Source organism: Sphingobacterium zeae, from assembly GCF_030818895.1.
Lineage (GTDB): Bacteria > Bacteroidota > Bacteroidia > Sphingobacteriales > Sphingobacteriaceae > Sphingobacterium > Sphingobacterium zeae.
Map to the genome: position 1 here is coordinate 5,185,244 of NZ_JAUTBA010000001.1, position 20,695 is coordinate 5,205,938.

14 protein-coding genes and 1 pseudogene are annotated in these 20,695 nt (G+C 41.5%); 10 read left to right on the forward strand and 5 right to left on the reverse strand.

Annotation, left to right across the window (positions count from 1 at the left end):
- Positions 1 to 155 precede the first annotated feature (155 nt).
- The 4 genes from QE382_RS21765 to uvrB all read right to left on the reverse strand — a co-directional run bounded on the left by QE382_RS21765 (position 156) and on the right by uvrB (position 5,036).
- Positions 156 to 563, reverse strand: coding sequence for a hypothetical protein (locus QE382_RS21765; protein WP_307187750.1), 408 nt, complete (start codon positions 561 to 563; stop codon positions 156 to 158).
- 12 nt (positions 564 to 575) lie between these two features.
- Positions 576 to 1,826 (reverse strand): glutamate-5-semialdehyde dehydrogenase, encoded by a 1,251-nt coding sequence (locus tag QE382_RS21770; protein WP_307187751.1) that lies wholly within the window; start codon positions 1,824 to 1,826, stop codon positions 576 to 578.
- Entirely contained in the window at positions 1,823 to 2,854 is a 1,032-nt protein-coding gene (gene proB, locus QE382_RS21775) for a glutamate 5-kinase (protein ID WP_307187752.1), read from the reverse strand. The genes QE382_RS21770 and proB overlap by 4 nt, the downstream gene beginning before the upstream one ends.
- A gap of 148 nt (positions 2,855 to 3,002) precedes the next feature.
- A complete protein-coding gene (gene uvrB / locus QE382_RS21780) occupies positions 3,003 to 5,036 on the reverse strand; it encodes an excinuclease ABC subunit UvrB (protein ID WP_307187753.1) in 2,034 nt (677 codons plus the stop codon).
- Between the two features lie 284 nt (positions 5,037 to 5,320).
- On the opposite strand from uvrB, the gene upp reads away from it, so the two are divergent.
- From upp to QE382_RS21820, 8 genes and pseudogenes are all read left to right on the forward strand, one after another.
- Entirely contained in the window at positions 5,321 to 5,968 is a 648-nt protein-coding gene (gene upp / locus QE382_RS21785; protein ID WP_307187754.1) for a uracil phosphoribosyltransferase, read from the forward strand.
- Positions 5,969 to 6,072: 104 nt separating this feature from the next.
- Positions 6,073 to 6,546, forward strand: a complete 474-nt coding sequence (locus QE382_RS21790) for a ribonuclease H-like YkuK family protein (RefSeq protein ID WP_307187755.1) — start codon at positions 6,073 to 6,075, stop codon at positions 6,544 to 6,546.
- A gap of 74 nt (positions 6,547 to 6,620) precedes the next feature.
- Positions 6,621 to 7,224: pseudogene (gene pnuC / locus QE382_RS21795) on the forward strand (nicotinamide riboside transporter PnuC).
- Between the two features lie 23 nt (positions 7,225 to 7,247).
- Entirely contained in the window at positions 7,248 to 7,781 is a 534-nt protein-coding gene (locus tag QE382_RS21800) for an AAA family ATPase (protein WP_307187756.1), read from the forward strand.
- 144 nt (positions 7,782 to 7,925) lie between these two features.
- Positions 7,926 to 8,336 carry a BrxA/BrxB family bacilliredoxin gene (locus QE382_RS21805; protein ID WP_209578750.1) on the forward strand — a complete coding sequence of 137 codons (411 nt, stop codon included), beginning with the start codon at positions 7,926 to 7,928 and terminating at the stop codon, positions 8,334 to 8,336.
- Positions 8,337 to 8,699: 363 nt separating this feature from the next.
- Positions 8,700 to 10,265, forward strand: coding sequence for an amidohydrolase (locus QE382_RS21810; protein WP_307187757.1), 1,566 nt, complete (start codon positions 8,700 to 8,702; stop codon positions 10,263 to 10,265).
- Between the two features lie 196 nt (positions 10,266 to 10,461).
- Positions 10,462 to 11,367, forward strand: coding sequence for a GLPGLI family protein (locus QE382_RS21815; protein ID WP_307187758.1), 906 nt, complete (start codon positions 10,462 to 10,464; stop codon positions 11,365 to 11,367).
- Positions 11,367 to 14,027: a peptidase associated domain and porin domain-containing protein gene (locus QE382_RS21820; protein ID WP_307187759.1), complete on the forward strand. Its 2,661-nt coding sequence runs from the start codon at positions 11,367 to 11,369 to the stop codon at positions 14,025 to 14,027. The genes QE382_RS21815 and QE382_RS21820 overlap by 1 nt, the downstream gene beginning before the upstream one ends.
- A 258-nt stretch (positions 14,028 to 14,285) precedes the next feature.
- On the opposite strand, the gene lipA is transcribed toward QE382_RS21820, so the two are convergent.
- Entirely contained in the window at positions 14,286 to 15,167 is an 882-nt protein-coding gene (lipA, locus tag QE382_RS21825; protein WP_307187760.1) for a lipoyl synthase, read from the reverse strand.
- Between the two features lie 149 nt (positions 15,168 to 15,316).
- Between lipA and QE382_RS21830 the strand changes: the two genes are divergently transcribed.
- The gene (locus QE382_RS21830) at positions 15,317 to 17,575 is read left to right on the forward strand and encodes a beta-N-acetylhexosaminidase (RefSeq protein WP_307187761.1); all 2,259 of its coding nucleotides are present in this window, start codon (positions 15,317 to 15,319) and stop codon (positions 17,573 to 17,575) included.
- 263 nt (positions 17,576 to 17,838) lie between these two features.
- Positions 17,839 to 20,658, forward strand: a complete 2,820-nt coding sequence (gene carB / locus QE382_RS21835; protein ID WP_307187762.1) for a carbamoyl-phosphate synthase large subunit — start codon at positions 17,839 to 17,841, stop codon at positions 20,656 to 20,658.
- Positions 20,659 to 20,695 lie beyond the last annotated feature (37 nt).

Here is a 20,695-nt window from a genome sequence, read left to right on the forward strand (position 1 = left end):
ATTCCGTTAAAAATCCCTTAATAAACGGGAGCTGCCAGTTTAATAACTGACAGCTCCCATTTATTTTCTCTGCTAAGCGCAGTATCGTTCATATCACAACTCGAAGTTTCTATAGCACTTCAATACTACATGAACTTAGCAGACACTTCGCTGCCCTAGTGTATAGTTTTCAATTTATCATCAATCATGGCTAAATACTGGTAATCCTGAAAGGCAAAGCTCGCCGTTTCAGCCATGGCTAGATTCAAAATTAACTTTGCTTTACGAAGCAGATTTTCCTGGCTGCCATCCGTAGCATTCAACCCATCAAATAATAGCGTTAGCGCCAGTGGATGTAATTGTTGTGCATCCAGGTCATTTTTTGCATAAGCTGTGAGCTCAGCCTCGGAAATACTCAAATAAAAACTCCGATCCTTTTCAAAAAACTTCTGATAGGCTTCGGCAAACTGGGCCGGATCTTCTGGTTCAGCAAAAGCATCGTAACCATCAATCCATATCCGCAGAAACTTGCCGATGTCCTCCACCCAGCGTACCATCAAATCTCTTTTAAAACTTATTCCCATCGTATAGATCTATTATCGAATCTGACCGTTGCCACGGACAATCCATTTTTCTGTTACCAACTTTTCCAATGCAAATGGCCCCCGTGCATGCAATTTTTGAGTAGAAATTCCTATTTCAGCGCCAAGTCCAAATTCTCCGCCATCTGTAAAGCGTGTCGACGCATTGGCATACACCGCAGCGGCATCCACTGTATTTAAAAACTGTTCAATATGAAGTTCATTGGAAGAGACGATGCACTCCGAATGTTTGGAAGAATATTTTCCAATATGTTCCAGCGCTTCATCCAAACCGTCAACGGTTTTTACCGAACATTTCAAATCTAAAAATTCCCTTCCAAAATCCGCCTCTTCTGCTCGCTTTAAATTTGAAAAATTCTCATTTTTTAGTACCTGATAGGTAGTAGCGTCAGCAAACACTTCAACTTGAGCCTCTTCGAGATACGGAGCCAGTTTAACTAAAAATTCCGTTACAACATCCTTATCGATCAAAACTGTATCTAAGGAGTTACAGACAGAAGGTCTAGAAATTTTAGCATTCGCGACAATCCTCGCTGCCATATCCAAATCTGCGGTACTGTCGACATACGTATGGCATACTCCTGCCCCTGTCTCAATCACAGGTACCTTGGCGTTTTCCCGCACAAAATTGATTAATGACTGCGACCCACGTGGGATGATAATATCCACATAAGACGTCGCTTCCAACAATTCCGAAACATGTTTTCTATCGACAGGCAACAGTTGTACAATAGTTGTTGCAATACCATGCTGTTCCAAGATATCGTGAATAACTTTCAAAAGCGCTTCATTGGTATGTAATGCATCGGAACCACCCCGCAATAAGCAAACATTGCCCGACTGAATACATAAAGCAGCAACATCAATAGTCACATTAGGCCGCGATTCATAAATCACCCCAACAACGCCAAGCGGAACAGTGATCTTTTCTATTTCCAATCCATTGGGTAATTGCTTTTTCAATAATAACTGATCTGTTGGGTCCGCCAACTGTGCTATCTGCTTAACACTATCGGCCAAACCTTTTAGGCGATCACTGTTGAGCAAGAGACGGTCTTTTTTTGGATCTTCATCAGACATGCGGTCCAAATCACTTTTATTGGCCTGTAATATAACCGACTCCTGTTCGACAAGCGCATCTGCAATAGCATTTAAAAGCGTTATTTTGGTTTCAGGTGCTAGCTTCTGCAACAAATTTTTAGCTTTGGATGCTGCCTGAAGTTGTTCTATAATGGATTTACTCATAACAAGACGATATCATTTGCGTGTGCAATTTCTATATTTTTTTTACTGGACTGAGATAAAGCGGATGAATCCATTTTTGCCCGGGCAACGGCCACGGTTAAGCCTTCTAGATTGACAATATTTAACACTTCTCCCTTTTCAAAATGCTCGACGATGCGTGTAACACCGACGGCCAGTAGACTTTTGTGCTTCAATAACGCTTCCTCTGCTCCGCGGTCAACCATCAATTCTCCTTTAATTAAACTCCCGCTCGCAAGCCACTTCTTGCGGGAAGAAATCTTCTTACTTTGCGCCAGACACAAGGTACCAGTCTCATGTTTCACTGCTTTCTGGATGGCATCCTCAGTTTGCATGCTAAAAATCACAACAGCAATCCCCATCTGATTGGCTAATCGGGCAAAATTCAATTTCGAGGTCATTCCACCCAATCCAACGGACGACTTATCTTTTCTCGCTAAACCTAAAATATCCCTATCAATAGTTTCGATTTGGGGTATAATTTTGTTGTTTGCATCCAACACGCCGGGTACGGAAGTGCTAAATAGCAATTTTTCAGCCCCAAAACCAACGGCAATTAACGTGGCCAGTTCATCATTATCTGAAAATTTCAGTTCCTTATTACTCACCACATCATTTTCATTGGCGATGGGAATAACGTTGTTCCGCCACAATTCCTCATAGGTATTTTTCAATTGCAGAAATTGATCCCGGTTTGAAAAATGATGTCGCTCACATAAACTTTGCGCCAACGAAATTTTAAACGGTCTGAAGTAGGTTGAATACGTATTAATCAATATGGGGTTACCGATGGCGGCAGCAGCTTTACGTTGCGATAATGTTCCTGTATAACTGGGTAGAAAACGTTTACCGGCGGCAACAGCACCCGAAGAGACCAAGACAATATTGTATTTCTTTTGTAAGGAAGCAATTTGTCTAGCGATCTCCAAAACAATACGTTCATCAACTTCTCCCTCTTTCGTGGTAATAGAAGCCGATCCAAATTTGACAACAAGAATTGGCTTTTTCATTTTCTAGTATGCTTTAGTTTAGATTTGAGCACTAATTTACTGAGAAGAATTTGATTTTCGCAAAATATGTTAACAATTGAACAAGATAATTTTACAGAAAAAAAACCACTTCACCCGCAAAAAATAGGCACCTGAAAACAAAAGCCCTTTAGAAGGAGAACCGTTCTTCATAAAGCTTCTCGAGGGAGAACATTTCATCACGGTATTTGGCAGCTTCCAAGAAATCCATTTCTTTCGCGGCTTTATCCATTTTTTTACGCACGTTATCAATCGCTTTTTTCAAATCTTTTTCACTGAGATACTGCATGACAGGATCAGCTGCAACAGCCTGCGATGGATCCGGCTCGACATAAATTTTAGGTTCAATACCGGAGAAATCGGCGACAGAAGTCTGCTCCAATATTTCCTCTCTAGTTTTGCCGACTGTACGCGGAGTAATGCCATGTTCCTGGTTATATTTCATCTGTTTGTCTCGGCGTCGATTGGTTTCATCGATCGTCACACGCATACTGTCGGTCATTTTGTCTGCATACATAATAACCCGACCTTTATCATTCCGGGCAGCACGACCGATCGTCTGAATAAGCGAACGTTCAGAACGCAAAAAACCTTCCTTATCCGCATCGAGAATAGCAACCAGTGTAACCTCCGGTAAATCAAGTCCCTCACGCAATAAGTTCACGCCGACCAAAATATCAAATTCACCTAATCGAAGGCCGCGTAAGATCTCTACCCGCTCCAAGGTTTTAATTTCCGAATGTATATAACGGACTTTTAAGTTCAGCTTGGTCATATATTTGGAAAGTTCTTCCGCCATACGTTTCGTCAAGGTAGTTGCCAGCACACGCCCTCCTTCTTTGATGGTCTTATCCACCTCTTCCAAGAAATCATCGACTTGATTGATCGCTGGCCTCACTTCAATAATCGGATCTAGAAGCCCCGTAGGACGAATCACCTGTTCAACCACCACGCCTTCTGTCTGTTGCAGTTCATAATCACCAGGGGTAGCTGACACATAAATTGTCTGGTTTGTCAAGGATTCAAACTCCGGAAAGTTTAAGGGTCTGTTATCCAAAGCCGCAGGCAATCTAAACCCATGTTCTACCAAGGAAACTTTTCGCGATCGGTCGCCACCATACATCGCACGTAATTGTGGTAAGGTCACGTGACTCTCATCAATGACCAACAGGTAATCTTCCGGAAAATAATCCAGCAAACAGAAAGGACGCATCCCCGGTTGTCTACCATCAAAAAAGCGGGAATAATTTTCAATCCCCGAACAATAGCCCAGTTCACGCATCATTTCCAGATCATAATTGACCCGCTCCTCTAAACGCTTCGCCTCCAGCATTAAGCCCTCGTCTTCCAGTTGCGTTTTCCGTTGCATCAATTCATCTTGAATGGCCCAAATCGATTCTTTAAATTTTTCCTTCGGCGTAACGAAAAGATTTGCCGGAAAAAGGGCTAAATCTTCCATTTTATGGAGCGTTTTACCAGATACAGGATCTATCTCACTCAATTCATCAATTTCATCCCCAAAGAAGGACACACGAATTGCAAAATCCAGATACGCTGGATAAATATCCACAGTATCTCCTTTAACGCGAAATGTACCACGTTTAAACTCTGTTGTTGTGCGTGAATATAAAATTTCAACTAATTTATGCAGAAAAGCATTTCTCGTAACCGTCATTCCTACGCCGAATCGAAAGATAGAACGGGAGAAATCTTCCGGATTTCCCATACCGTAGATACAAGACACTGAAGAAACCACAACGACATCACGACGCCCCGACATCAAAGCGGAAGTGGTGGCCAAGCGCAACTTTTCAATTTCTTCGTTAATCGCCAAATCCTTCTCGATGTAAGTGTTTGTAGAAGCAATAAAAGCTTCGGGCTGATAATAATCGTAATAGGATACAAAATAGTTGACTGAATTATTGGGGAAGAACTGCTTGAATTCACCATACAATTGAGCCGCCAAAGTTTTATTATGGCTTAAAATCAATGTTGGCTTTTGCGTTTCCTGAATCACATTGGCCACCGTAAAGGTCTTACCCGATCCCGTCACCCCCAAAAGCGTTTGATATTGCTCTGCCTGCTCTACTCCAGCAACCAATTGCCGAATTGCTTCTGGCTGATCGCCGGTCGGCTTATACTCTGATGTCAATTCAAATTTCATATACTTCCTATTTCTTAAACTAAACTATCTCGGCCTTTTCCAGCAAACATTGCACCAGTAATAGTTTGAGCGGCAAGCACAAAACTGTTCTTTTTAAACCGATGATTTTAAATCTGCAAACAGGACGTTTTTCGAGATGCGATCCAGGCCAAATCCAGTAGTGTTGCAAAACAAATTTACTAAAAATTTTACCATTTGAGCGCAAACTATAATAATACCATAGATGTTATTACTTTCAATTGATTATTTATTATCTTTAGCTTCACTGAACTAGCACACACGTCATGGTTACTATTCTATCTACCCAAAATAGCATTGCAAATCATTTTATCGCCGAGTTGAGAGATATTCATATTCAACAGGATCGCATGCGTTTCCGCCGGAATTTGGAACGATTGGGTGAAATTTTTGCTTATGAGATCAGCAAAACGATGACCTATACGCCCATTGAAGTTGAAACTCCGCTGGGTGTGGCCAAAACTCAACTCCTGATGGAACAGCCCGTACTCGCTACGATTCTGAGAGCGGGTCTTCCCTTTCATCAAGGGCTATTGAATGTATTTGACCGCGCCGACAATACGTTTATTGCCGCCTACCGACATACCAAAAAAAGCGGCGAGTTTGAGATCCACAAGGAATATGTGAATACTCCCAATTTAGACAACCGCACCGTGATTGTAGTGGACCCCATGTTGGCGACCGGAAAAAGCCTGGTGTTATGCTGCAGAGATCTCTTGACCGAGTATGACATCAAAGAATTGCACATTGTTGCGGCTATCGCTTCCGAAGAAGGAATAAATCATGTGCAGGCGTTCATTCCAACAGCGCACATCTGGGTAGGTGACGTTGATCGCGAACTGACCTCCAAAGCCTATATTGTACCGGGGCTCGGCGACGCAGGAGATTTGGCCTATGGTGCAAAACACCACTAATGTGGATAAATTATTTAAAATTAAATTAACACTTAGCTCATTGAAATTCAGTAAATTTATGTCAATGATGAAGTTGAATTTTGTTATATCTAATTTATATCGCTATGAGATGGCAAAAATACAATGGCGAATCCATTCGCTCCACAATTTTCGATGCTGTTGAAGAAGTCATAAAACGCGAAGAGGCCCTCGGGAATAAGCTCAAAGTTTATATCGGCACCGATTCCCAAGTCAAGCGGGGCATCATCGACTTTGCCACAGTCATCGTCTTTCTCCGGGAACATAAAGGTGGATTTATGTTTATCCAACGTGACAAAAGGCACCACCGAATGAGCATTAAAGAGAGGATGCTGCTCGAAGTGCAAAAATCCATCGACATAGCCTATCAACTCTGCCCCCTCCTCGAAAAACACAAAGTGGACCTTGAAGTCCACGCCGACATCAACACCAATCCAAATTTCCAGTCAAACGTCGCTCTAAAGGAAGCCATGGGCTATATTATGGGGATGGGATTTGTCTTTAAGGCCAAGCCGGAGTCTTTTGCCAGTACCAACTGTGCCAATAAACAGGTTCAATAATCGTCTATTGGATAAACAATTACTGACTATTGGCTGGACTTTGTATATTTAGGGTGTAATTTTTAATACACCACATGCAGGATTTTTTTCAGCAGATTGCACGTCAATTTGCCCAGACCTCTTGGCTAGAATGGTTAGGTACACTGACAGGCTTTCTTTGTGTCTATTTGGCCGCTAAGCAAAATATATGGAATTGGCCGATTAGTATCATCAGCGTGGCGTCCTATGCTATTCTGTTTTATGATGCCAAACTATACGGAGACACCGTCCTGCAATTCTACTTTTTGTCTACTGCTGTTTATGGCTGGTATTATTGGATAAAGCGAAAAGAGGAAAAAAAAGGAACCCATCGTCAAAGCCAGCAAGGGGCAGTTGCTCCTTTGCCTCCTGGCCATCCTCTTCCTAACCCTGTCAATCGGTTACCTCCTCGATAACAAGACCAATTCCGATGTTCCTTATATTGATGCTTTCTGCACGTCCATAAGTTTTGTTGCTCAATTTCTGATGACACGCAAAGTACTTCAAAACTGGCTCTTATGGGTATTTGTTGATCTTTGTTATATCCCGCTCTATATCCATAAAGAACTTATGCTGACAGCCGTTCTTTATTTTGTCTTCGCAATCATCGCCTGGAACGGCTACCGTGACTGGCAGAAAACCTATAAAAATTTTGCGTAATATTGCCTATCAAAACGATCGATGTGGGAAAAGATTTCATAAAAATTGCCGTTGTTGGTCCCGAGTCAACGGGAAAATCAACGATGGCACAATTTCTTGCCAAGGAATTTCAGACGGTATGCGTGCCCGAATATTCACGTTATTATTGCCAAAGCCTCAACAATAAATACACCTTACAGGACGAAATCAATATGTTTTATGGACAGGTCGCCTTGGAGGAAGCGCTGGTCCCTTTAGCCCAAGGACAGCTCCTGATCTGTGACACGACCTTCCTTACCGTAAAAATCTGGTCTGATTATCTATTTGGCCATACTCCAGAGGAAGTGACTCATAAAATTCAACAACATCGCTATGACCTATATTTACTTATGGATATCGACCTTCCTTGGCAAGACGATCCGTTACGGGATTTTCCCGAACAGCGTGAACATTTCATGGGGATCTGGAAAAGTGAATTAACAGCTCTTAGTGCACCATATCGCATTGTGTCGGGGCTCGGTGAGCAACGCCTTGAAAATGGCCTTCATGCGGTAAATGATTTTCTGACATTGATTTGAGACAAGCATCTTGACGAAGCTGCCTTTTACAGCTATATTTGTACAAGTGAAATAGCATTTATGGTGCCTGACCCGATCTGGTCAGGGATAGGAAGTTTATCATTCACAATTGAAATAGAATATTAACATTTTACTTAAGAAATAATGTATCCAGAATATTTAGTAGCTCCAATGCGTCAAGAATTAGTTGATGCAGGATTCGAAGAATTAAAAACACCTGAAGCAGTTGATCAGGCTATTGCATCAGAAGGAACAGTTTTTGTGGTTGTCAACTCTGTTTGTGGCTGCGCTGCAGCAAATGCACGTCCAGCTGCAAAAGCTGCTGTAAAAAACGAAAAACACCCAGCTAAATTGGTAACTGTTTTTGCAGGTATGGAAACGGATGCAGTAAACACTGCACGTAACTACATGTTGCCTTACCCTCCATCTTCACCTGCAATGGCTTTATTTAAAGACGGGAAATTGGTACACATGATTGAAAGACATATGATTGAAGGTCGCCCGGCACAAATGATTGCTGACAATTTAGTTGCAGCATTTGACGAGTACTGTTAATCACGTATTTTGATTTTTGAATTAAAAAGGCTTTCCAAGTTATTTTGGATAGCCTTTTTTGTATTTTTAAAATGCAGCAGCATACAGTTTATCTCCTTATCTTTCCTTCAAGTTACGTTTCATATTTCATCACATAACAGGCTATCTTCTTCCTAGCCATACACCATGAAATAGCCTAGGGTGTTTGCCAAAGACCATGGCACCAAACTGTCAAATATCTCAGTCCTGAGCTTGAGTATACCCCGCCAGTAACTCAGATGCAGTTTATTAAAAGCTTTTTCTTATTTTTAGGCTATGAAAACCTTCCCAATCATCATTTTTTTATTCTGTTTGACGATCATATCATGTTCACCGCAAACTAAAGTGGACCTTATTGTTTATCATGCGCAAGTATATACCGTAGATTCCACGTTTAGCACGGCACAGGCATTTGCGGTCAAAGATGGTAAATTTATTGCCATCGGTTCAGATGATGAAATACAGCGAAAGTACGAAGCAATAGAAAAAATTGACGCACAGGGGAAGGCCATTTATCCGGGATTCTACGATGCCCATGCGCATTTATTTGACGAAGCCGAACTAATGGATCAAGTTGACCTAAACGGCGCCGATTCTTTCGAGGAGGTCATTCAACGTGTCAAAAATTACAGGCAGAAGAATCCTGATAAACCCTGGCTAATCGGTGCGGGTTGGGACCAAAATCGCTGGAAAGATAAAGCTTTTCCTACCAAAGACTTGTTGGATAAAGCATTCCCTGATATTCCCGTTTATCTCATGCGGGTAGATTATCATGCGGCGGTTGCCAATTCTAAGGCGCTTGAATGGGCAAAATTAACGAGTATCCCTATCATTCGCGGTGGTGTGGTCGGCGGGACTAATGATACGCCCAATGGTCTTTTGATCGACAATGCAATGGATCTTGTCAATAAGACAATTCCGGTTCCGAGTGAAAAAGAATATTTAAGAATGCTCAAGCGAACGCAAGACTCCCTCCTTTCCGTCGGTCTTACCTCCATTGTAGACGCAGGTTTATCAAAAGAAAGACTCGATCTGCTCAAGAAATACTATCGGGAAGGGCAGTTGAAAATTAGAGATTATGCCATGATCCTAGGCAATCCGCAAAATATCAAGTCATTTATCGATGAGGGCTTCTATGAAACAGACCGTTTCGAGATCAAAGGATTTAAACTGCTCGCGGATGGCGCATTGGGATCCCGTGGTGCATGCCTCCTTGCACATTACCACGATGCGCCTACACATGGTTTTCTCCTCCATAGCCCTCAAGAATACGAAGCCATGATCAAACAGATTGCCGAAAGTAAGTTTCAGGCAAATACCCATGCGATAGGCGATTCGGCCAATCGTATTATATTGGATATTTATGGCAAATACCTCCACAATAATGGCGATCGTAGATGGCGAATCGAGCACGCCCAAATTATATCGCCTGCAGATTTTGATAAGTTTCGAAAATATCAAATCATACCATCTGTACAACCCACACATGCCACCTCCGATATGTACTGGGCCAAAGATCGACTCGGTGAAGAACGCATGAAAGGTGCTTACGCTTATAAGCATCTGTTGGAAGAATATGGAAAACTCGCTTTGGGGAGTGATTTTCCGGTCGAACATTTCAATCCCTTATATGGTTTCCACGCGGCAGTAGCCCGCGTCGACAAAAAAGGATATCCTAACCACGGATTTCAGATGCAAGACGCGATAAGCCGTGAAGACGCTTTGAAAGGAATGACAATCTGGGCGGCATACTCCTGTTTTCAGGAGAAAAAAAGAGGAAGTATCGAAATAGGAAAAGATGCGGATTTTATTATCCTCGAAAAGGATATCTTGAAAATTCCGAATGAGCAACTGCGAAATGTAAAAACAGCACGAACAGTAATTGCAGGTGAGACTGTGTTTAAAAGATAACAAGAACTAATGTGCCTAGCGATGCCCACTAAACTTATAACTGCTAACGAAACAACATAGTTAACAAAAAAATCGCTAAAAAATCAAGCATTTCTTCACCTCCAACAACCTCCTATAGGAAGGATTACTAGGAAAAATTTACATAAACTTTTATTAATACGAATATTTCGTATATTTACGATATAAACATACATTTATGAAATATTCATTATCACTTCTATTATCCTTAGCGACGCAGCTGTTATTTGCACAAGAACGTACTCCAGCAATCGCTAAAGTACATTACGAATTCAAGCATGTAAATGACAGCACCCAACGGGATCAATTTATACGCGACGAGACAGTCGTTTACCTGAATCAAGAGGCCAGCTACTACACATCATATTCATCCAAGCGCATGCAAGATGAGGTCAAAAAACAAATGGAGGGCCCCAGTTTCGACGGTACACTAAACATTACTACGCGCTCGACACCATCAAGCTCTTCCTATTTATTAGACGCCAATCAAAACAAAATGATCGAAGTGGTCAGCGTTGCCAGTGACAATTTTGCCATTCCACAGGCTTACCCTACTCAAGATTGGGAAATACTGAGTGATCGCAAAGAAATTGGTGGCTACAATTGCCAGAACGCAAAAACAACATTCAAAGGCCGGACCTATATCGCCTGGTTTACAACCGAACTTCCGTTTCCCTATGGCCCCTGGAAACTCCATGGTCTTCCTGGCCTAATTCTGGATGCCCGTGACACAAAAAATGAGGTGATTTTTGCTTACGCCGGATTCGACAAAATTGAGGATGGCAAAACATCGGTGGCCCTGCCGCAAAACGCCATCGTAAGTACTGCAGAAGAGGTAAAAAAAGTTCAGGAAGCCTTTAAGGCCAATCCACAAGCTTATATGCAAGCCCAATCGGGAAAAAACAGAACCATTAGTATAGGTGCATCGGGAAGTATGGTTGCAGTTAGATCCAGTTCCGGCTCTGGAGGAGGCTCCCCTGCTGGTGCTTTGGATCCGTCAAAAATAAAGAGTTTCAATATTTTAAAAGACGATAAATACAAACCTTCAAAAGTTACCAACAATCCCATAGAGCTGACGCCTTAATGAAAGTATTTCTATGTTTATTTATAGTCGTTTTGCTTGGGCAAATAACCTTTGCCCAGCAAACGATTAGTGGAACGGTGCAAGTGGATAAGACACAGCATCCCGTACCCTTTGCCAGTGTCAACATCCTTTCAGACGGTAAAATCATCGCTTTCAAGCCGACAGATAAAGATGGGCGTTTCACAATCACATTGACAAAGGAATATGCAAGCCTTTACCTGCAGATCAATCACCTTACTTACGAAAAATTTGAACTCAAACTTGGCACACAGACATCCAATCTTCGGATCGCACTCGTTCCAAAAACCAACCTACTACAAGATGTCATTGTAAAGAGCAAACCTAAAGTGAGCCGTTCAAATGATACGATTTCCTACGACGTCGGATCTTTTGCCAAAGAGGAGGATCGCAATATAGGCGATGTAATCAAACGCCTTCCGGGTATGGAAGTTACTGAATCGGGTCTTATAAAATACCAAGATAAAACCGTTTCTAAACTTTACATTGACGGTGACGATCTATTGGAAAATCGCTATGGTATAGGTACGCGGACAATCCCGCATAAAATGGTAAAGGACATTCAGGTACTCGACAATCACGAACATTATAAAGTCCTTAAAAATAAAAGATTTACAGACGACGTCGCCATAAATCTCGTTATCAAAGAGGAAGCAAAGCTAAAACTCACTGGACAGGCCAAAATTGGCGCCGGCACCCCCAATCTCTATGATCCTGAGTTAAATTCAATCCTATTCAACAAGAAAGTAAAGATGTTGAATGTCCTCAGCGGTAATAATACCGGCAATGATCTTTCCGGAGATATCATCGGCGCCAATCAGTCCTCTTTACTGGCTAAGTTTGGCAGCTCGCCCATCAACAATCTCCTGGCGACGAGCACAACAGGCAGTCCAAATATTCCTAAAAACAACTATTATTTCAACAATACAGGTTCGCTAAACACCAATAACCTATATAACCTTAAGCATCACTGGCAGCTAAAATCCAATATTCAGGTTTTATACGACAACGATAGGCAAAATAATGCCTCAAGCACACAATACCTGCTCGATGATGGCGACGTCTATTTTAATGAGCAAAATCAGCTGAAAACAGCGCGATGGCTTGGCGCAGCCAGACTTTCGGCATCCACCAATACGGAAAAGAAATATGCGAGTAATGCCTTGTCATTTGAGTATGAAAAAAAAGATATTACAGCATTGTTGGCAAACTCCTCCGGCCAGATCGAGCAGTTCCAAAAACACCACATCAAGGGATTCAGCAACTTGTTTAGCTATATACCCCAACTTAAAAACAACGACATTATTGCAATCAACTGGTCTTTAAATTATGGCAATAAACCACAGACATTACAGATCTATCCCGGTGTTTTTCCAGAAATACTCAACGATAGCATTCCCTATAAAAGTAGCCGCCAGCAAATTGAAGTTCCATCCTTTTTTACGGAGATCAGCACAGGGTATCGCTTCAATAAAGGCAGAATAAAGCAGAACTATCAAATTGGCTTCAATACAGATCGCCAACACTTCAACTCGCTCCTTACACTGGAGGATAATGATGAACATATTCGAATACTGGGTGATAATACCAGTAATAATCTGCATTGGAGCAGGTCCCAAGCATTTATTACTCCGCAATATTCCTGGAAAACAAATCGGCTTGAAACCCAGCTCGACATCCCGGTCATCTATTTATTTACACATTATGAAGACGTCAGTCATCGACTGTCCACGTCCAAAAATTCCGTGCTGATCAATCCCAATTTAAAAGCAAGATGGCAGGTTTCGCAAGAAGACTATCTTCAATTTAACTATCAATTTGCGCAGGATATTGGTAACATAGAAGATATATACCGTGGTCCGATATTACGGAACTATAGAATGCTTAGCCAAAATAATGCAGCGCTAAATGAATCCAAAAAACATACGTTTAATCTCAATTATAATTGGGCCCGCACCCTAAAAGTATTATTTGCAAATGCAGGCATTAGCTATACAAGATCCCTTTCCAACACGATATTATCTTCCGTTATAAAAAATAATATCACCGAAAATATCTTGGTCAATATGGATAACCTACAGGATCGATGGTCTTCTCAGATTGGATTTGATAAATACATTTTCCCCTTGGCAAGTACCCTCAAACTAAAAGGAAGCATTTCTTACTTCAAATACAATCAATTGTTAAACAATGCCCTGGTCCCTATTCGAAGTATGAGCTATCTATTTCAGCCCAGTATTGAAGCTAAAGTATTTAAATCGTATAATATATCCTATTCAGGACTCTTCAATTGGAGCAGGAGCAAACAACAGGGCATTGACCATGTGATCCAAAATAAAACCACCGCCATGATGCATAACATAGGTTTTCCGGCCAGCCCCTTCAAAAATGGCTTTATACGGCTAAACCTCCGCAATCTTTCCACCTTTCAAACAAACATGAAGAATGCAAGTTATAATTTCATCGACTTTTTTACGCGCTACAAGGTCAACAAGTGGAAAATGGACCTCGAATTGGAAATGAATAATTTGGCCAATATCAAAAACTACCGCACCTACCTGATGACGGCCAATATGATTTCACAGCATGAATTTGAACTTCGCGGAAGAACAATTTTACTTCGTACAGTTTTCAACCTTTAAGACTCGAACCATCGGAAAGAAATAATTACATTAGACTAATGTTCGTCTATTGTTGATCTTATTGCTGGTTCTTACAACAAAATCTTGCTGTTTTAGCAAATTCATCAATGATGAACGGGAGTAGTAGGTTTTTCATCCCCTAGCGGCAGCCCATTTCATAAAAAAAGCAGAAAAGAGAAGCCTGAGCAAAAAATCACTCAGGCTTCTTTTTATACCTTTTGAAAAGTATTCTTTGTTAAAAAACTTTAGAACTGTTTTCTATTGCATATCGAATAAATGTTTCTCAGCATGATAAGAAGAACGAACCAGCGGCCCAGACTCCACATACTTGAATCCCATTTCCAAACCAATTTTCTGATATTTCTCAAATTGGGCCGGTGTAATCCATTCGATGACAGGATGGTGCGCTTTCGTAGGCTGTAAATATTGACCCAGTGTCAAAATATGCACCCCAACGTTATATAAATCTTGCATTGCCTCGATAACATCTTCCTCTGTTTCACCCAAACCAAGCATAATACCTGATTTTGTACGGAGTCCAGCTTCAGAAATTCGGCGAAGACATTCCAATGAACGATCATATTTAGCTTGTACACGAACTTCTCTTGTCAGACGACGAACCGTTTCCAAGTTGTGTGAAACAACTTCGGGGCGAACTGCGATCACGCGGTCCAAATTATCCCATTGTCCTTTAAAATCCGGCAGAAGTGTTTCCAATGTCGTTTCAGGGCTTTCTCTGCGGATAGCGCTGATGGTCTCGGCCCAAATAATTGAACCACCATCCTTTAGATCGTCACGATCCACCGAAGTAATCACACAGTGTTTTACCTGCATCAACTTGACAGAATTGGCTACACGATTAGGTTCATCCAAATCAACCGCCAGAGGACGGCCAGTTGCTACCGCACAAAACGAACAAGAGCGTGTACAGATATTTCCCAAAATCATGAAGGTTGCCGTTCCCGCCCCCCAACATTCGCCCATATTCGGACAATTTCCACTCTCACAAATTGTATGTAATTTATGCTCGTCTACAAGACTTCTGACATGTCTATATTCTTTACCAACAGGCAATTTGACACGCAACCAATCAGGCTTGCGCTGTGCAGGAGTTGCCGGAATAACTGGAAGTTCAATCATACAACAAAGTTAAGGATTAAAAATGTAATTTCTAACCGCCAAATTGTTGGTTTTATATCATAAAAAATGACCGATTGTATGCGATAATGCAATAATGAAACAAAAATTAAGATATTTGTGTTGGTTATCATTAATCTAATAACAAAACTATGCGACTGAGCCAATCTTTATCCATATTGTTACTTGGGGGTGCCTCTATCTTTGCTGCACAGGCCCAAACCAACTTTGACATTATACCCAAACCTTCGAAAATCACATTGGCTACGGGAACATACGCTATCCCTGCACATCTTCGAGTTATTGTTTCAGATGAATTTGAGATGGCGGCACAACTATTAACGGAACACCCTGCTATCAAAAGCCTAGCTGTCGAAGTAGTCAAGAAAAATAAAAAAGCCCCAAAAGAAGGCTTTCGTATCATCAAAGCCGTCGATGCAGATAATCTGAGTAAGAACGCCTATTCCATCCAAATCGATGAAAAAGGTCTGCTACTCAGGGCATGGAATGTGCCTCAGGTTATCAATGGGATTTATACTCTCATTCAATTAGGCTACCTACAAGCTGACCCAGGTAAAATAGCCTATGCGACAATAGTCGATGAGCCTCGCTTTGCTTATCGTGGCTTACATCTTGATGTATCACGCCATTTTATGCCGCTATCTTTTGTAAAAAAGTATATCGACGTTATGGCTATTTATAAATTCAACAACTTTCATTGGCATTTAACCGACGGCGCTGGATGGCGGCTCGAAATTAAAAAATATCCTGAATTGACGCAAAAGGCCGCCTGGCGTACGCATACAAGCTGGAAAGATTGGTGGAACAATGGTCGCCAGTATGTAGACAAAGGTACGCCTAATGCCAGTGGTGGTTTCTATACGCAGGAAGAGGCTCGCGATTTGGTCGATTATGCCGCCAGAAAGGGAATCAATGTCATCCCTGAGATTGAAATGCCAGGGCATTCGGAAGAAGTATTGGCTGTCTATCCCGAACTCTCTTGTTCAGGAAAGCCCTATAGTCAGGCAGAATTCTGTATCGGCAATGAAAAAACCTTTGAGTTCCTAAAAAATGTCTTAGATGAAGTCCTCACAATATTCCCTTCCCAGTACATTCATATCGGCGGTGACGAAGCTGAGAAAAAGCATTGGGAAACCTGTCCAAAAGATCAGGCACTCATGCAGAAAGAAGGATTAAAATCTGTCGATGAACTGCAAAGTTATGCGATCAAGCAAATGGACGTATATTTGCAGTCCAAAGGGAGGAAACTGATCGGTTGGGACGAAATCCTGGAAGGAGGCCTCACTGAAGGGGCAACGGTTATGAGCTGGCGCGGTGAAGATGGAGGCATAAAGGCGGCTAATGCCGGTCACGATGTGATCATGACCCCAGGGTCACACCTCTATTTTGATTCTTATCAGACAGACCCTCGTACTCAGCCTGAAGCCATCGGCGGCTACTTGACTTTGGATAAGGTCTATTCCTATGATCCAATTCCAGCAGCGATACAGGGAGATAAAGCCAAGCATATTCTCGGTGCACAGGCCAATATATGGACAGAATATGTCCCTACCACTGAACATCTCGAATATATGGTATTTCCGCGTGCACTGGCTTTGGCTGAAGTCAACTGGACCAACAAAGATGCGAAGAACTGGACAGATTTTCAGCGACGGCTACAATCACATTATAAGCTATTACAGGATCTGAACGTTAACTATTATCGCCCTTCTTATAATGTCGCTTATAAGGCAACATACCATGCAGCAAAAAACAGCAATAAAATCACGTTAACAACAGAACAACTTAAAACAGATCAGATCCGATATACGATAGATGGCAGTGAACCTACGATCCAGTCAACACCCTATACGGGGCCATTTGAATTGAGCTCAACAGGACATATCAATGCCGCTTATTTTCAAGATTCGATCAAAATTGGTCCAACCCTATCATTTGATATTGACATTCATCGCGCTATCGGAAAAAAAGTAACGTACAACACAGCATGGTCGGGATATCCGGCACAAAAAGATTCGACCCTAACAAACGGAATCATGGGCGGGCTCTCCTATCACGATGGCCAATGGCAAGGATTCACCAGTCCGATTGATGTGGTCGTGGATATGGAACGTAGAGAAGAAATACGCCAGGTAGCCATGAATTTTATGCAGCTTATTGGACCGGGTGTGTATATGCCCGGAGAAATGGAAGTGCTGCTTTCGGATAATGGCCGTACCTTTAGATCCGTCGGAACGGTCAAAAATGACATCTCGGATAAAGAATCAAAATTGACTTTTAAAAGGTTTGAACTTAAGCTGGACAAAGCACAGCAAGCGCGCTATATAAAAATCAAAGCGAGCAACCCTAAAAAGGGTTTCCTATTTACCGACGAAATAATCGTTTATTAAACAAAATCAAACACCCTTATCCGATACGAGTTGGAGCACATTTTACTTATGTTTTTCAACTCGTTTTTCCATTTTAAGCCACACCTTTCTAACAAACCAAATGTTTTTTTTAAATATTCTTAAAATAAATACTAAGTTTTCAAATTTTAAAATGTAACTTTGCACTCCGACAAAGCAGTCGGAATGACCCTTCCCCATGAGCTATTTTTGATTGTCTTTGCTCAGATTTACAATAGGAAATTTAATTTTTTGAACTAGATATAATGCCAAGAAACACTTCCATTAAGTCGGTTTTAATCATCGGATCAGGTCCCATCGTTATCGGTCAAGCTTGTGAATTTGATTATTCTGGATCTCAAGCATCCCTTTCGTTGAAAGAAGAAGGTATTGAAGTATCCATCATCAACTCAAACCCTGCAACAATCATGACGGATAAAGTTGTTGCAGACAATGTCTACTTACTTCCATTAACTTGCGAAAGTATTGAAGAGATTTTGCAAAAACACAACATTGACGCTGTACTTCCTACCATGGGTGGCCAAACAGCTTTGAACTTATGTATCGAAGCTTCCAACCTAGGCCTTTGGGAAAAATACAATGTAAAAGTTATCGGTGTTGATGTTGCTGCCATTGAAAAAACTGAAAACCGTGAAGAATTCCGTCAATTAATGGTTGATATCGGTGTGGGCGTCGCAACATCCAAAATTGCAAACTCATTCCTTGAAGGTAAAGAAGCTGCGCAAGAAATTGGCTATCCGCTTGTTATACGTCCATCTTATACCCTTGCAGGTACAGGAGGTGGATTTGTTCACAGAAAAGAAGATTTTGACGCAGCCTTAAATAGAGGTTTACATGCATCACCAACACATGAAGTTTTGGTTGAACAAGCTGTATTGGGCTGGAAAGAATTTGAGTTGGAATTACTTCGTGATACCAACGACAATGTTATCATCATCTGTACCATTGAAAACTTTGATCCAATGGGTATCCACACTGGAGACTCGATCACTGTTGCACCAGGCATGACATTATCAGATAAATGTTATCAAGATATGCGTAATCAGGCTATCCTGATGATGCGTTCAATTGGTACATTTGCAGGTGGTTGTAATGTTCAGTTCTCTGTAAACCCAGAAAACGAAGAAATTATTGCCATCGAAATCAATCCACGTGTATCACGCTCTTCAGCGTTAGCTTCGAAAGCAACGGGTTATCCTATTGCGAAGATTGCAGCTAAGTTGGCGATCGGTTACAACTTGGATGAATTGCAAAATCAGATCACAAAGACAACATCCGCGTACTTTGAGCCAACGTTAGACTATGTGATCGTTAAGATCCCGCGTTTCAACTTCGATAAATTCAAAGGAGCAAACAAGGAATTAGGTCTACAGATGAAAGCAGTAGGTGAAGTCATGGCTATCGGCCGTACATTTATCGAAGCTTTACAGAAAGCATGTCAATCCATGGAGACCGGCCGCGCTGGTTTAGGTGCCGATGGTCGTCAATGGAGAAACCTTGACGAAATCATGGATAGTCTGGAACATCCAAGTGGTGACCGTTTATTCCATATTAAAGATGCTTTCGAATTAGGCGTTCCTTTGGAATCTATCCGTAAGGCAACCCGTATCGACAAATGGTTCTTAGTGCAGATCCAAGAGTTGGTACACCTTGAGCAAGAATTACGTCGTTATCAGTTGAATAATATTCCACGCGATTTCTTCATGACCTTAAAACAAAAAGGTTATTCAGATGTACAGATCGCATGGTTACTAGGAAATGTAACAGAGGATCAAGTTTACGACCGTCGTAAGGAGTTAGGCATCAACCGTGTTTACAAAATGGTCGATACTTGTGCCGCAGAATTCCCTGCACAAACACCGTACTACTATTCGACATTCGAAGAAGAAAACGAATCCATCTCTTCAGATAGAAAGAAAATCATCGTTTTAGGTTCAGGTCCAAACCGTATCGGTCAGGGTATCGAGTTCGATTACTCCTGTGTACACGGTTTATTGGCGGCTAAAGAATGTGGTTACGAAGCGATTATGGTCAACTGTAATCCGGAGACTGTATCGACAGACTTCAATATGGCTGACAAATTATACTTCGAGCCCGTATTCTGGGAGCATGTACGTGAGATCATCGAATTAGAAAAACCAGAAGGTGTTATCGTTCAGTTGGGAGGGCAAACGGCTCTTAAAATGGCTGAGCGTCTAGAGCAACTTGGCGTAAAAATCATCGGTACTTCATTTGAGAATATGGACTTGGCAGAAGACCGTGGCCGTTTCTCCGATCTATTGAAAGAATTGGAAATTCCATATCCAAGATACGGTGTAGCGACCTCAGCAGAAGAAGCATTGCAAGTTGCAAACGAAGTTGGCTATCCAGTATTGGTGCGTCCTTCATACGTATTGGGTGGACAAGGCATGAGCATTGTCATCAACGATGAAGATTTAGAAAAAGCTGTTGTCAACTTGTTGAAAAACCTTCCTGGAAACCATATCCTGATCGACCACTTCTTGGATCGTGCAGAAGAAGCTGAATCAGATTCAATCTGTGATGGTGAAGAGGTACACATCATTGGTATGATGGAACACATTGAACCTGCTGGTATCCACTCAGGAGACTCATCGGCGGTATTGCCTCCATTTGGCTTGTCACAAGCTGTTCAGGATAAAATGGAAGAATACTCGATTAAATTGGCAAAAGCGCTAAACGTAAGAGGTTTATTAAACATTCAGTTTGCTGTCAAAGGCGAGAATGTATATGTTATCGAGGCTAATCCACGTGCATCACGTACCGTTCCTTTCATCGCGAAAGCGTATGATGTTCCTTACATCAATATTGCAACTAAAGTTATGTTAGGCGCTAATAAATTGAAAGATTTCACAATCGAACGTAAACTGAAAGGATACGCGATTAAAGAACCTGTATTCTCTTTCAATAAATTCCCGGAGGTAGACAAACAATTAGGACCTGAGATGAAGTCAACGGGTGAAGCAATTCGCTTTATCAAAGATCTTCAAGATCCTTATTTCAGAGAATTGTACAATCAAAAATCAATGTTTTTGAATGCACAATAAGACATATCAATCAACTAGAAAAGGCTTGCAAATGCAA

Excerpts from the sequence above, each read along its gene's own strand:
- QE382_RS21765 (WP_307187750.1), bottom strand. The coding sequence starts at position 563 with ATGGGAATAAGTTTTAAAAGAGATTTGATGGTACGCTGGGTGGAGGAC.
- QE382_RS21770 (WP_307187751.1), bottom strand. The coding sequence starts at position 1,826 with ATGAGTAAATCCATTATAGAACAACTTCAGGCAGCATCCAAAGCTAAA.
- proB (WP_307187752.1), bottom strand. The coding sequence starts at position 2,854 with ATGAAAAAGCCAATTCTTGTTGTCAAATTTGGATCGGCTTCTATTACC.
- uvrB (WP_307187753.1), bottom strand. The coding sequence starts at position 5,036 with ATGAAATTTGAATTGACATCAGAGTATAAGCCGACCGGCGATCAGCCA.
- upp (WP_307187754.1), top strand. The coding sequence starts at position 5,321 with ATGGTTACTATTCTATCTACCCAAAATAGCATTGCAAATCATTTTATC.
- QE382_RS21790 (WP_307187755.1), top strand. The coding sequence starts at position 6,073 with ATGAGATGGCAAAAATACAATGGCGAATCCATTCGCTCCACAATTTTC.
- QE382_RS21805 (WP_209578750.1), top strand. The coding sequence starts at position 7,926 with ATGTATCCAGAATATTTAGTAGCTCCAATGCGTCAAGAATTAGTTGAT.
- QE382_RS21815 (WP_307187758.1), top strand. The coding sequence starts at position 10,462 with ATGAAATATTCATTATCACTTCTATTATCCTTAGCGACGCAGCTGTTA.
- QE382_RS21820 (WP_307187759.1), top strand. The coding sequence starts at position 11,367 with ATGAAAGTATTTCTATGTTTATTTATAGTCGTTTTGCTTGGGCAAATA.
- lipA (WP_307187760.1), bottom strand. The coding sequence starts at position 15,167 with ATGATTGAACTTCCAGTTATTCCGGCAACTCCTGCACAGCGCAAGCCT.
- QE382_RS21830 (WP_307187761.1), top strand. The coding sequence starts at position 15,317 with ATGCGACTGAGCCAATCTTTATCCATATTGTTACTTGGGGGTGCCTCT.
- carB (WP_307187762.1), top strand. The coding sequence starts at position 17,839 with ATGCCAAGAAACACTTCCATTAAGTCGGTTTTAATCATCGGATCAGGT.